This window comes from Erwinia pyri (assembly GCF_030758455.1).
GTDB classification, from domain to species: Bacteria; Pseudomonadota; Gammaproteobacteria; order Enterobacterales; family Enterobacteriaceae; genus Erwinia; species Erwinia pyri.
The window spans coordinates 1478775-1491661 of the sequence record NZ_CP132353.1; the positions used below are offsets into that span (position 1 = coordinate 1478775).

11 protein-coding genes and 1 tRNA gene are annotated in these 12887 nt (G+C 54.0%); 7 read left to right on the top strand and 5 right to left on the bottom strand.

Annotated features, from left to right (window positions below):
- Positions 1-211 precede the first annotated feature (211 nt).
- The 4 genes from Q3V30_RS06870 to ompC all read left to right on the top strand — a co-directional run bounded on the left by Q3V30_RS06870 (position 212) and on the right by ompC (position 6629).
- Positions 212-1564 carry a TolC family outer membrane protein gene (locus Q3V30_RS06870; protein WP_306211651.1) on the top strand — a complete coding sequence of 451 codons (1353 nt, stop codon included), beginning with the start codon at positions 212-214 and terminating at the stop codon, positions 1562-1564.
- Between the two features lie 35 nt (positions 1565-1599).
- Positions 1600-3753 (top strand): type I secretion system permease/ATPase, encoded by a 2154-nt coding sequence (locus Q3V30_RS06875; protein ID WP_306211653.1) that lies wholly within the window; start codon positions 1600-1602, stop codon positions 3751-3753.
- Positions 3750-4919 (top strand): beta-barrel domain-containing protein, encoded by a 1170-nt coding sequence (locus Q3V30_RS06880; protein WP_306211654.1) that lies wholly within the window; start codon positions 3750-3752, stop codon positions 4917-4919. The genes Q3V30_RS06875 and Q3V30_RS06880 overlap by 4 nt, the downstream gene beginning before the upstream one ends.
- A gap of 594 nt (positions 4920-5513) precedes the next feature.
- Positions 5514-6629, top strand: a complete 1116-nt coding sequence (gene ompC, locus Q3V30_RS06885; protein WP_306211656.1) for a porin OmpC — start codon at positions 5514-5516, stop codon at positions 6627-6629.
- Positions 6630-6704: 75 nt separating this feature from the next.
- On the opposite strand, the gene Q3V30_RS06890 is transcribed toward ompC, so the two are convergent.
- Positions 6705-6833, bottom strand: a complete 129-nt coding sequence (locus Q3V30_RS06890) for a hypothetical protein (RefSeq protein ID WP_306211658.1) — start codon at positions 6831-6833, stop codon at positions 6705-6707.
- A 158-nt stretch (positions 6834-6991) separates the two neighbouring features.
- Here Q3V30_RS06890 and apbE point away from each other — a divergent pair, with 158 nt between their 5' ends.
- From apbE to Q3V30_RS06905, 3 genes are all read left to right on the top strand, one after another.
- Positions 6992-8035: an FAD:protein FMN transferase ApbE gene (gene apbE, locus Q3V30_RS06895; RefSeq protein ID WP_306211660.1), complete on the top strand. Its 1044-nt coding sequence runs from the start codon at positions 6992-6994 to the stop codon at positions 8033-8035.
- 20 nt (positions 8036-8055) lie between these two features.
- The gene (gene alkB, locus Q3V30_RS06900; RefSeq protein ID WP_306211662.1) at positions 8056-8700 is read left to right on the top strand and encodes a DNA oxidative demethylase AlkB; all 645 of its coding nucleotides are present in this window, start codon (positions 8056-8058) and stop codon (positions 8698-8700) included.
- Between the two features lie 88 nt (positions 8701-8788).
- Positions 8789-10441 (top strand): multidrug ABC transporter permease/ATP-binding protein, encoded by a 1653-nt coding sequence (locus Q3V30_RS06905; protein WP_306211664.1) that lies wholly within the window; start codon positions 8789-8791, stop codon positions 10439-10441.
- A gap of 181 nt (positions 10442-10622) precedes the next feature.
- On the opposite strand, the gene Q3V30_RS06910 is transcribed toward Q3V30_RS06905, so the two are convergent.
- From Q3V30_RS06910 to Q3V30_RS06925, 4 genes are all read right to left on the bottom strand, one after another.
- Positions 10623-11384 (bottom strand): 4'-phosphopantetheinyl transferase family protein, encoded by a 762-nt coding sequence (locus tag Q3V30_RS06910; protein WP_306211666.1) that lies wholly within the window; start codon positions 11382-11384, stop codon positions 10623-10625.
- A gap of 86 nt (positions 11385-11470) precedes the next feature.
- Complete coding sequence (locus Q3V30_RS06915) at positions 11471-11677, bottom strand: hypothetical protein (RefSeq protein WP_306211668.1); 207 nt, start codon at positions 11675-11677, stop codon at positions 11471-11473.
- 146 nt (positions 11678-11823) lie between these two features.
- Positions 11824-12651 (bottom strand): glycosyltransferase family 17 protein, encoded by an 828-nt coding sequence (locus tag Q3V30_RS06920; RefSeq protein ID WP_306213116.1) that lies wholly within the window; start codon positions 12649-12651, stop codon positions 11824-11826.
- Between the two features lie 152 nt (positions 12652-12803).
- A tRNA-Pro gene (locus Q3V30_RS06925) sits at positions 12804-12880 on the bottom strand.
- Positions 12881-12887: the final 7 nt, after the last annotated feature.

A 12887-nucleotide genomic window follows, 5' to 3' on the forward strand; every position in this document is an offset into this window, starting at 1 on the left:
TTTTATGCCAGTCGACAGGGCAGAAATATTAACCCTTTCGTCTGTTGCGGATTACGCTGTAATCCCTTGAACACCGGGTCTGGCTCAGTTCCCTCTTCGGCGCTGGCTTATCCGTGCCTGTGGAAAATAAGATGATCTTATCTTTATCGGCATGACTTTACCTTTTTCTCCGGTGTACAAGGGAATTTCGATGGTCTATTCAGGCAGTAAGATGAAGAAAGTGTGGCTCTCATGCTGTATAGGGGGGCTTTGCTTCTCTCTGACACAGCCCGCAATGGCGGCGAAAGAGCCAAAAGCGGAGTTTAACTGGCGAGCGGCACCAGGCGAAGAGCAGGTCTCCACCCTTACCCTGCGCGATGCCATTCTTCGCGCCTTTGCACGTAACCCCAAAATTTCCCAGGCTGCCGCGCAGATTCATGTCGGTGAAGCCGATCTGGATGCCGCTGAAAGCGCCTGGTATCCGCAAATCTCCCTGCAGGCTTCCGGCGGGCGTTCGCACCAGACCGACTCGTCGGGAAGTCTGAACAATAATGGTTCTGGCGGTATCACCTTAAGCCAGCTTCTGTATGACTTTGGCCGCACCGGCGGCGCAATCGATGAGCAGCATAAGCTCTCGGACGCCTATCGCTATGCGCTCTACGACACCATGACTACCGTGGCGCAGGATACCTTACGGGCCTATCTGGAGGTAAAGCGCTATCGGGCGCTGGTGGAGGCCGCAGGCAATAACGTGGCCTCGCTGCAGCGCGTGCGTGATATTGCAAAACTGCGTGCGGACGCCGGTTTAAGCTCGCAGTCTGACGTGCTGCAGGCAGAAACCCGCATCGCGGGGATGCACGCCACGCTGGAGCAGTATCGCGCCCAGGCCCGCTCTGCTCAGGCGCAGCTTACCGTGCTCACCGGCGTGGTCTCCAGCGAGTTGCCGGAGCTGCCGCAGTCCCTGCTGAACCAGCAGATTACCCTGGACAAAATCGCCTACGAAAAAAGCGCCGCCGTGCGCAGTGCGCAGGCCAAACAGGAAGCGGCGCTGGAGCGGGTCCGCCAGGCGCAGTCTAATCACTGGCCCACCATCAGAGTCCAGGCTGGCCGGACCCGCTATGAAAACGACAGCCGCTCCTACTGGGATGATGAACTGCAGCTGCAGGTAGAAGCGCCGCTCTATCAGGGCGGGCTGGTCAATGCCAAAACCCGGGCAGCGGAGGGGGACCGGGAAGCCGCGGAAGCCGCCATTCAGCAGTCGAAACTCGATATTAATCAGCATGCTTCTACTGCCTATGCCGATATGATTGGCGCGCAGCAGCGCCAGACGGCGGGAGAGGCGCAGCTTGGCAGTGCCGACCACACCCGTTCGGTCTATGCCGATGAATACAAACTGAACAAGCGTAGCCTCAACGACCTGTTGAGCGTGGAACAGGATGTGTTTCAGGCTGACAGCAGCCGCCTGATGGCGCTCTATGATGGCTGGGACGCCACGGTCCGTTATGCCGCAGCGGTGGATAACCTGCTGGATATCATGGGAATCGATCGCGAAGCCACCAGTGGGCAAACCCTCCCGTCACTGTGACGCCAGGCGCACACGCAACTATTTAAGGCAGTACTATGAACAAACAGACCGCAACCACCGACAACTGGATCGACGCCATGCTGCGCGTAGCGGCGCGCTTTGGCAAGCCGGCGGATGGCTCCACCTTGCGCCAGCAGATGCGCTGGTTTGAGCATCTTGCACCCGAGCAGCAGCTTGAAAGGCTGGCTGGCCTGCTGGGGCTGCATATGACCATGATGCCGCGCGGCAAGATCCGCTGGCGGCAGGAGGTTACGCCGGTGATCCTGATCATGGAGAATGGCAATGTGGTAGTGGTGGAGAACATCGATGCTGAAGGAAAAGCGCGTTACTGGCTTAGCGACGGCGGCGATGTGGTCCGTGAAAGCGAGCTGGCGCTGCTGCTGGCGCAATGTCAGGAGCAGGTCGGCATTGTTGGCGTGGCGGCGCGTGGGCGTGATGCGCGTATTGACGAGTTCGTTAAGCCATACAAAAAGCACTGGTTCTGGGAGAACTTCCGCGGCATGGGAAGGAAGATCATGGAGATCTCTCTCGCCTCGGTGGTGGGGAACGTGCTGGCGCTGGCGGGAATTTTATTCTCCATGCAGATCTATGACCGGGTGATCCCGGCGCAGTCTGAACCCACGCTCTGGGTGCTCTTCTCCGGGGTATTGATCGCTGCGGTAATGGAATATCTTATCCGGTTGATGCGCACCCAGGTTTCCGACCTGATGGGAAAACGCATCGACCTCAAAGTCTCATCCATGCTTTTCGCCCGTGCGATGAATATTCGTAACGAGGCGCGGCCAAAATCAACCGGTTCTTTTATCTCACAGCTGCGTGAAATCGATCAGGTGCGTGAACTGCTGACTTCGACCACCGTCGGTGCCGCAGCCGATATGCCTTTTGTGATCCTGTTCCTGTTTATCATGGCTTTTATTGGCGGCCCGCTGGTGATTATACCGCTGCTGGCGATCCCACTGATCGTCATTCCCGGCCTGCTGGTGCAGATCCCGATGGCTAAGCTGGCGAAAGAGGGATTGCGTGAGGGGGCGCTGCGTAACGCGGTGCTGGTGGAAACGATTGAGGGCATTGAAGATATTAAATCGCTGCAGGCGGAACCCTATTTCCAGCGTCAGTGGGAACAGACTCATGAAGTGAGTGCAGCAGTGGGCATGCAGCAGCGTCTGTGGGGAGCACGTCTCACCGGCTGGGCTTCCACGGTTCAGCAGTTGACCTACGCCAGCATGCTGGTGTTTGGGGTCTATCTGGTGCTGGGCGGGGATATCACCACCGGTACGCTGGTGGCGAGCAGTATGCTCTCTTCCCGCACTATTGCACCACTGATGCAGCTGACCATGGTGTTCTCCCGCTGGCAGCATGCCAAAAGCGCTATGACCGGGCTGGATGAGCTGTTGAAAAAGCCGCTGGATCAGGTTGAAGAGGGTGAGATGGCGCACTGCCCGACGCTGACCGGACATTATGATCTGAAAGGCGTGCAGTACAGCTATGACGAAGAGAACGTGAAAAATGTGATCACCATCGGCCAGTTGCAGATCAAGCCGGGCGAACGCATCGCTATTCTTGGCAAAGTGGGGGCCGGGAAATCGACATTGTTGCGGCTGCTGGCCGGACAGGCGATGGCGACCCAGGGCAAAGTGATTGTGGATGGCGTGGATATTCGCCGCATTGACCCGGTAGATCTCCGGCGCCAGCTGGGCTGGTTATCGCAGGACTCGCGGCTCTTTTTCGGCACGCTGCGGCAAAATCTGATGCTGGGTAATCCCCATGCCAGCGAACAGGAGATGCTGCACGCGCTGCGTATCAGCGGCGCGCTCAGTCTGGTGCAGCAGGATGCTGCCAGCCTGGACCGCATTATCAATGAAGGGGGGCGTGGCCTCTCCGGCGGCCAGCGTCAGATGGTGATGCTCAGCCGGATGATCCTGCGTCAGCCGCAGGTGGTGCTGATGGATGAGCCTACCGCCTCAATGGATGAGCAGCTGGAGGAGCACGTCATCCGCCAGATGCAGGGATGGCTTTCCGGACGCACGCTGGTGCTGGTGACGCATCGTCCCGCGCTGCTGAAGCTGGTGGAGAGGATCGTGGTAATGGATAACGGCCGCATTATTGCCGATGGCCCGAGAGATGAGATCATCCGCAGCGCCACGGCGCAGACAGCGAAACAAGGCGTCGCGCGGGGGGATGCAGCATGAGCCTGATTATGGTGGACCGCAACCTTAAACGGAGCGAAAAAAAGACCTCGGCGATCATCTGGCTCTGTACGGCCGCGCTGGTGATTTTCTTTGTCTGGGCACATTTCGCCATTCTGGATGAGGTCACGGTCGGCACCGGTAAGGTTACCCCCTCCAGCCGTGCGCAGGTGATTGAAAGCCTGGATGGCGGAATTGTCGATCAGCTTAACGTGCATGAAGGGAATATTGTCGAGAAAGGGCAGGTGCTGGCCAGGCTCGATCCTACGCGGTTTCAGTCGAACTTTGGTGAAGCCGCTTCCAAAGCCCGCACGCTTCGCGCCTCTGCTGAGCGGCTGCGGGCCGAGCTGACGGGCGCCCCGTTGGCCTTCAGCGCCGAGACCCTTAAGGAGCCGGAGCTGGTGGCACGGGAAACGCAGCTTTATCAGTCCCGTCGTCGCAACCTTTCAGAGACGGTCAGCAACCTGGAGCAGTCAAAGAAACTGGTGCAGGACGAATTACGCATGACCGCACCGCTGGTAGCCAAAGGGGCGGCAGGGGAGGTGGAGGTGATCCGCCTTCGCCGTCAGGTCAGCGATCTGCAGGGAAAAATTGACGAAGCAAAAAATGATTATGCGGTGCGCGCGCGTGAAGAGCAGGTGAAGAACAATGCCGATCTGGATGCACAGCTGCAGGTAGTGACCGGTAAAGAGGATCAGCTGACCCGCGCCACTATCTACTCGCCGGTGCGCGGCATCGTAAAGGATATTCAGGTTACAACCGTGGGCGGCGTGTTACAGCCCGGCGGCAAACTGATGGAGATCGTGCCGCTGGAAGATCAGCTACTGATTGAAACACGCCTTAACCCACGAGATATCGCCTATATCAGGCCGGGGCTGCCCGCCACGGTGAAGGTCACCGCTTACGACTCCTCCATCTATGGCGACTTGCCAGGCGAAGTGGAAACCGTCTCGCCGGATACGCTTCAGGATGAGGTAAAACGCGATCAGTACTACTACCGTGTTTACGTCCGTACACAAAAAGCGGAGTTGACCAACAAAGCGGGGAGGACATTCCCTATCGTGCCGGGAATGGTGGCCAATGTGGAGATTAAAACGGGTCAAAAATCGGTGATGGATTATCTGATTAAGCCGCTGAATAAAGTTAAAGAATCGATGAGAGAACGCTAGAAATATAACGCCACTGAATAGTCCAGTAATGTTACTTTCTGATATTAATTAACATGACTTTGAGTGGCGTTATTCATTATTAATTTGTGCTGAAAGAGGGAGGAAAAACGCTGCGAGGAAGGGTTATTATGTGGGGGTGATTATCTTTACTTTAATTGACGTTAAGCGGGAAAAAAGGATAAAAAAATGCCGAACACAAGGTTCGGCGGGAAATAGGGTAAAACATCACATTCGGGGTGAATGAAGGTAATACTTAAACAAAATGATGATAGCGGGATCATTGTATAACCTGATGACCATATTTTTTTATCATTCAGTGCTCAGCAGCACTCTTATGCCTAACCCTATGAATTACAGGAACAAGGTATTTTTATGACGTTAAGTGCTATATTTTTTATCAATACGTGCTGATGAAAAGTTCCCCAAAAGTTACATTTGGCAATATATATTTTACACTCTGAAACCCATTCGGAAATTTAGTATCATTTTCTTTATAGATTATTACTCCTGCCGCACTAACATGGCTCTGCCGGCTGAATTTTCGACGTTCAGCACGCAGTGGCAAAATAAGGCACATAACTAGAGGGTAATAAAATGAAACTTCGAGTTCTCTCCCTGATGGTCCCAGCGATGCTGATCGCCGGTTCAGCAGGTGCGGCAGAGATCTATAACAAAGATGGCAACAAGCTTGACCTCTTTGGCAAAGTAGACGGCCTGCACTATTTTTCCGATAACGACGGTTCTGACGGCGATCAGTCCTATGTTCGCTTTGGTTTTAAAGGCGAAACCCAGATCAGCAACGAGCTGACCGGCTACGGTCAGTGGGAATACCAGGCCGCACTGAATAACGCTGAGACTCAAGGCACCGCTAACAGCTATACCCGCGTAGGTTTTGCCGGTCTGAAATTTGGCGATGCCGGATCGCTGGATTATGGTCGTAACTATGGCGTGGCGTATGACATCGGCGCATGGACTGACGTCCTGCCTGAATTCGGTGGTGATACCTATGGCGCAGACAACTTTATGTTCCAGCGCTCTAATGGTGTGGCAACCTACCGTAACAATAACTTCTTTGGTCTGGTCGATGGCCTGAACTTTGCGATTCAGTATCAGGGCAAAAACGACAGTGCAACCGAACTGGGCGGACGTGATGTTCTGGCTGGCAACGGCGATGGATGGGGTCTCTCCACCACTTACGATCTGGGCGAAGGATTCGGTATCGGTGCGGCAATGTTCAGCTCCGATCGTACCAACGAACAGAACGGCGGCGCAGCGGGTACCGACACCATTCTGGGTCGCGGCGATAAAGCTACCGCTTATACCGGCGGTCTGAAATATGACGCTAACAACATCTACCTGGCTGCCATGTACACCCGCTCGCAAAACGCTACCCGTTTTGGTGCCAGCAATGCGACTACCTACGGCTATGCTAACACCGCAGATAACTGGGAACTGGTTGCTCAGTATCAGTTCGACTTCGGTCTGCGTCCATCCCTGGCCTTCGTCAGCTCTCGCGGCAGCGACATTGAAGGTTACGGCTCGCAGAACCTGAAAAAATATGTTGATGTGGGGGCGACCTACTACTTCAACAAAAACATGTCCACCTATGTTGATTACCAAATCAACCTGCTGGATGACAACAACTTTACCGACGCTACCGGCATCAACACTGATGACGTTGTGGCGCTGGGTCTGGTTTACCAGTTCTGAGTTGTCAGGGAGCGCAGGCCGCTGCGCTCCCTTGTTTTACTGCCGTTCCCTTCTGACTTCCTGTCGTTTTTTTCGCTAGTTATTTGTCCGATGATGCCGGTAACGTGGACGAAAGAGCTGTTTGGTATGCGTCTGCTTGTAATGCTTATAGCCTGAAAAGATAATCAGCCCCAGGCTCACGGCAAGGAGGAGGTAATAGATCATAGGATCTCCTTTGAAATCACTTATTGGCAGCCTTTCCGGCATGCGTTCACCACGTATCCTGATGAGCAACCGGGATAAGATCAAGCGGGTTTTTCCGCGGATAACTGCCTGAAATAGCTCCTTTCGGACCAAAATTTACTACAGGTTGATTGCGTTTAATGAAGAAGATTTGGCTGTATTCTATTGCTACGGCAGCATTTATTATGCTTTCAGGGTGTGACGATCATAACCAGAGTCGCGACCATTCCGCGCTGGTTTTAGAAGGACGCACAATGGGAACATTCTGGCGGATTAGCCTGGCAAACGTCGCCCCGGAGCGCAAAGTTAGCCTGCAAAAAGCGGTACAGCAGCAGTTAGATGAAGACGATCGTCAGCTCTCGACGTGGAAAAAAGAGTCCGTGCTGTCACGCTTTAATCAGTATCGCGGCAGTGAACCTCAGCCGGTCAGCGATAACATGGCTGATATCGTTACCCTCTCTCTGCGCATTGGCAAGATGACCGACGGGGCGATGAACATTACCGTGGGTCCGCTGGTGAATTTATGGGGGTTCGGCCCTGAAAAGCAGCCGGTCAGAACGCCGGACCAGGCAGAGATCGACGCCGCTAAGGCGCTGACAGGGCTACAGCATCTCCGCGTTATTCAGCGTGCCGATGGAGCCTACCTGCAGAAGGACTTGCCCGATCTCTATGTTGACCTCTCTACGATGGGAGAAGGGTTCGCCACTGACCACCTTGCCAGACTGATGGAGGAGGAGGGGATTACTGATTACCTCGTCTCCGTGGGCGGTGCGGTGCTGACGCGCGGCAAAAACGCGCAGGGTCAGCCCTGGAAGGTAGCGATTCAAAAGCCCACGGATAAAGAGAACGCCGTGCAGGCAGTGGTCGATCTGCAGGGGCACGGCATCAGTACCTCCGGCAGCTATCGCAACTATTATGAACTGGATGGTAAACGCCTTTCGCATGTGATCGATCCGGCGACGGGGCGCCCCATTCAGCATAAACTGGTTTCTGCCACGGTGATCGCCACCACGGCGCTGGAAGCGGATGGCTGGGATACCGGACTGATGGTGCTGGGCGAAGAGAAAGCCAAAGCGCTGGCGCTGCGTGAACATCTGGCGGTCTATCTGATTCAGAAGCAGGAGGACGGCTTTACCACATGGATGTCGCCGCAGTTTAAAGCCTTTATTCTGCCGCAACAGTAAGCAACAGCGGAGGAGTTATCATGCTGGATTTGTTTAGTGAAGAAGCACCGTGGGCCGAGCCTCTGGCGGATGGCGCAGTGATCCTGCGGCGGCGTGCCCGGGATGAAGCCGAAGCGCTGATGAAGCTGGTGGAAGAGGTTTCCGCTCAGAACCCGTTTCATCACCGCATCACCCCCGGTGGCCACCGCATGTCGGTGGCGATGACCAACTGCGGCGATTTCGGCTGGTCCACGGACTCAAGAGGCTACCAGTACAGCGAACGCGACAACCTCAGCGGCCGCCGCTGGCCTGAGATGCCGGACCCTTTTCGTCTTCTTGCCAGAGCCTGTGCGGAAGCGGCGGGCTTCCCGCAATTTTCGCCCGATGCCTGCCTGATCAATCGCTATGAGCCAGGCGCCAGACTCACGCTGCATCAGGATAAAGATGAACAGGATCTGAAGCAGCCGATCGTTTCCGTCTCGCTCGGGCTGCCGGCGGTTTTCCAGTTTGGCGGTTTTGACCGCAGCGATGCCACCCAGCGGGTGCTGCTGGAGCATGGCGATGTGGTGGTCTGGGGCGGCCCCTCGCGGCTCAGGTTCCACGGCATTCTGCCGCTTAAGCCCGGTATTCATCCTGTGACCGGCGCTTTCCGCTTTAACCTGACCTTCCGGCGCGCTTTTCGCTAGCGGAAAAGGGAGCAGATGAGAATTATAATTGATATCGTCTGGCGACTCATTAAACTGCACACTGCCTTGTTCTTACCTGGATGGTGTCATGGAGTTGCTTCGCGTGGTTTACCGGCAATATCGCTGGCCTTTTGTTTTCGTTATTGTTCTCAGCCTGCTTAGTGCGGCGCTTGGCATCGGGCTGATCGCTTTTATCAACCGCGAGCTGATTGTGGCCCTGAACTCCTCAGTCTGGGTACTGCCTGAATTCCTGGGACTGCTGCTGCTGTTGATGGCCGTGACGCTTGCTTCTCAGCTTGCCCTGACGCTGCTTGGACACCATTTTGTTTATCGTCTGCGCGGTGAATTTATCAAACGTATTCTCGATACCCAGGTCGAGCGTATCGAGCAAATTGGCAGCGCACAGCTGCTGGCCGGACTGACCAGCGACGTGCGCAACATCACCATCGCTTTTGTCCGTCTGCCCGAGCTGATTCAGGGAATTATCCTTACCCTGGGCGCAGCGGCCTACCTCGCCTGGCTATCGCCGGAAATGCTGTTTATCACCGCCGTCTGGGTGGCGATTACCATTACTGGCGGCTGGCTGCTGGTGGCAAAGGTCTACCGTCATATGGCCAGGCTGCGTGAAATCGAGGACCACCTCTATACGGACTACCAGACCATTATTGAAGGGCGGAAAGAGCTGGCCCTTAACCGCCAGCGCGCTCATCTCATCTATGAAACGGTTTATCAGGAAGATGCCCGCAGCTACCGGCACCATATTGTGCGCGCCGATACTTTCCATCTCAGCGCGGTAAACTGGTCAAATATCATGATGCTGGGCGCAATTGGCCTGGTGTTCTATATGGCCAACGGCCTCGGCTGGGCGAATACCGCCGTCGCGGCGACCTATTCACTGACGCTGCTGTTCCTGCGTACACCCCTGCTCTCAGCCGTGGGAGCACTGCCTACGCTGCTCACTGCTCAGGTAGCGTTTGATAAGCTAAACACCTTCCAGCTGACGGCGTACCAGCCACAGTTCAGCGTTCCTCCCGTCAGCAAAAACTGGCAGACGCTGGAGCTACGCAATCTTGTTTTTCATTATGGCGATCGCGGTTTTGCCGTCGGGCCGGTCAACATGACGCTGAAGCGCGGAGAGCTGGTTTTCCTGATTGGTGGCAACGGTAGCGGAAAATCGACGCTGGCGATGCTGCTCACCGGGCTTTACCAGCCGGTATCCGGGCAGATCCTGCTGGATGGCGAAGTAATAGAAGCCGCAAATCTTGAGAGCTACCGCAGCCTGTTTTCAGCCGTGTTTACTGATGTGCATCTTTTCGACCGGTTAATCGACAACAAAGGGGAAGCCGCCGATCCGGCTAAAGTGCAACTCTGGCTTGAACGCCTGAAAATGCAGGACAAAATCAAGCTGGAAGGCAACAAGGTGCTTAATCTTAAGCTGTCGAAAGGGCAGAGCAAGCGGCTGGCCCTGCTGCTGGCTACCGCTGAACAGCGCGACATTTTGCTGCTGGATGAGTGGGCGGCTGACCAGGATCCTCACTTCCGCCGTATCTTCTATCGTGAACTGCTGCCGTGGCTGCAGGAGATGGGGAAAACGGTCTTTGCCATCAGCCATGACGATCACTATTTCCTGCATGCTGACCGCCTGCTGGAGATGCGTGAAGGGAAGCTGAGCGAACTGACCGGGGAAGAGCGGGAGCTGGCTACCCTGGATGCGGTGAAACGCACAGACGTTGTAATGTAACCGCGGCATCAACAAGGGTTAGTGCCGTAATCTTGTGCTGAAGCAGGATAATAACCGCCTTGCGATGCCGCAGGGCGAAGGATATCGCCGCTGAGACGCAGCCTGGCGTATGCCTTTCTCAGAGTATCTCAACGATCCACCAGCGTATCGCCGCTGGGGTACAGACTGGCGTTTCTCTGCCTCAGAGTACCTCAACGATCCAGGTGAGAATGCGGGTGGAGGTTCTCTCAACCCGCCCGGTAAATTCTCTGCCTGCCGGAAAGTCGCTGGAGTGCGAAGTTGTTAACCGCAGCACCACTTTCTCTGCCTGCGGCGAGCAGAACACGATTTCTGCCTCGCTGAAGCTCATGAATTTTCTGAGCCTGGGATAGAGCGCTTTATAAAGACTCTCTTTCAGCGAAAAGGCCAGGGTCAGCGCATCGGGGAAGGGCAGACCGCACTCAAGCAATCTCTGTTTTTCCCTCTGCGTGATAATATTCTCCTGCATCGCTTCTGCCGTCTCTGCCCGCATCACCTCTTCACTGTCTACCCCTAACAGTTTGCCGCTCTCCGTTTCAGCCAGCAGCAGCGCTATTTTCTGCGTGCTGTGTGAGAGCGAGCCGGAGAAGCCCGCTGGCCAGACCGGCGCTCTCTCCGCATCGTTGGTGAGAATCCAGGGATCGGCTCCCAGGCGGCAGAGCGCGTGACGTACCAGCGCTCTGCTGGCAAGATATTCTGCACGGCGTTTCCTGACCGCCTTATTCAAATGCAGCGGGAGAGGCAACCGCAGAGTAGTAAAGAGCCGTTCATCAAAACAGGTGAGATCGTAGTCGGCCTGAATAAGGCAGACATCAGGATGATCGGCGGGGGAGAGAAAGGTCACGTTAGTGAGGAAACCGCCAGAATCTTCGAGCGCTAAGGGTTTCAGCGACAGAACACAAGGGACACTCTGGGAATGCAGCAAACTCTGGATGGGCACCGGACACCTAACCTGCTTATCGTAGTAAAACGTAATTTAAGCAGGTTAGATTGATGAGAGCAAAAATGAGATCAGTCGTTAGAGGGGATGGCAAAGTTTTTCAGTGAAACCACGAAATGTTCGTTACCGCGAGAAATTTTAGCGCCACGATCGCACCAGTGGCTGGCCAGCCGGAAAAAATCGTCGCTGTCGATGTCATACGCCAGTTCTACTTTACTGATACCGGAGTGCAGCATTTCATCCGCATCCTTGAAATTCTTTGCTTTAATTATCGCCATTTTCAGTCACCGGGTAGGTTGGTGTAGTGTTGCCAGAAAAGTGTAGCGACAGCGTATGTTAGTTTCGTGACAGTTTTGTTGCAGCAGGGAAGAATGAGACTTTCGCCACGTTTTAATAGGGTAAGGATCACATTTTTATACCAGATTCAGGCCCTTATGAACGGTTTGAAGAGAGCCTGATGCTCTACTAAATAGCGTGGAAAGGAGTAGATATCCAGGATTTGGACCTGCAATTTTCGCTCCCGACCCCAAATATCTTCAGCCTGCTCGATCACTTTTGTTATGTGTTCAGGATTATTAAATTCAGGTAAGTCATATTCAGTGTGTGAAATGGATGACATTTTCTCGGCAATGCGTTGTGGCGTCATGATCCACGAGAAGTGCCATCCACCCTCAGCAATGATGGCCGTATTCCATTTTAACCATTGCCATTTCAACCAGTTGCGCTTAATTGATGAGCGTTTCGTATTCCGAAGTTCCTCCGGCTTACCACCAAAAAACCCCACTAAATTTCTGTAAGTGATAGCCTTGGGTAACGTACATTTACGAGGTGAACCATCGGTATTAAAGACCTGAAGGTTAAACTGATAGTTATAGAAATTTTGATGAATGATAGTGCAGAGCTTGTTCTTCTGGATGGTGGCAATGATCACAGGATCAAAAATCTCATCCACATCAGAGACGAGAATAATGTCGTCCTGCTCTGCGGAAACGAGGCCATTCATAATCGCATTTCGCGTATCAGCTTCGTTTTGCCAGGCATCCTGGTGAGGGGGGTGATCGAAGACCACATAGATGATCTTATCTTCGAATTGCCTGAATTTCTCCAGATCAAAATTCAATCGCTTCGGTTTACCTGTAAAGGTGTGGGTTGACTCAACGATAACGAACTTGTCTACCACGTCAGACAAGGTGTGTAAACGAAGGTCCAGAAGCATCTCTTCGTCGTAATATAAAAAACAGTCGTAAATCAACTTAAGCCCCATCTGTCACATTTAAGTTACTGATGGTTATTATTGTGAATATGAGAATAGAAATAATGATCCTGATGCTAAATATCATAAAAAACAAAAAAACCGCAATTCGAGAGAATGTGCGGGTTTAATGAAAACATCATAAAATTAATTGGTCGGCACGAGAGGATTTGAACCTCCGACCCCTGACACCCCATGACAGTGCGCTACCAGGCTGCGCTACGTGCCGACGCGTG

Coding starts and splice junctions, on each gene's coding strand:
- Q3V30_RS06870 (WP_306211651.1), top strand. CDS start 212: ATGAAGAAAGTGTGGCTCTCATGCTGTATAGGGGGGCTTTGCTTCTCT.
- Q3V30_RS06875 (WP_306211653.1), top strand. CDS start 1,600: ATGAACAAACAGACCGCAACCACCGACAACTGGATCGACGCCATGCTG.
- Q3V30_RS06880 (WP_306211654.1), top strand. CDS start 3,750: ATGAGCCTGATTATGGTGGACCGCAACCTTAAACGGAGCGAAAAAAAG.
- ompC (WP_306211656.1), top strand. CDS start 5,514: ATGAAACTTCGAGTTCTCTCCCTGATGGTCCCAGCGATGCTGATCGCC.
- Q3V30_RS06890 (WP_306211658.1), bottom strand. CDS start 6,833: ATGATCTATTACCTCCTCCTTGCCGTGAGCCTGGGGCTGATTATCTTT.
- apbE (WP_306211660.1), top strand. CDS start 6,992: ATGAAGAAGATTTGGCTGTATTCTATTGCTACGGCAGCATTTATTATG.
- alkB (WP_306211662.1), top strand. CDS start 8,056: ATGCTGGATTTGTTTAGTGAAGAAGCACCGTGGGCCGAGCCTCTGGCG.
- Q3V30_RS06905 (WP_306211664.1), top strand. CDS start 8,789: ATGGAGTTGCTTCGCGTGGTTTACCGGCAATATCGCTGGCCTTTTGTT.
- Q3V30_RS06915 (WP_306211668.1), bottom strand. CDS start 11,677: ATGGCGATAATTAAAGCAAAGAATTTCAAGGATGCGGATGAAATGCTG.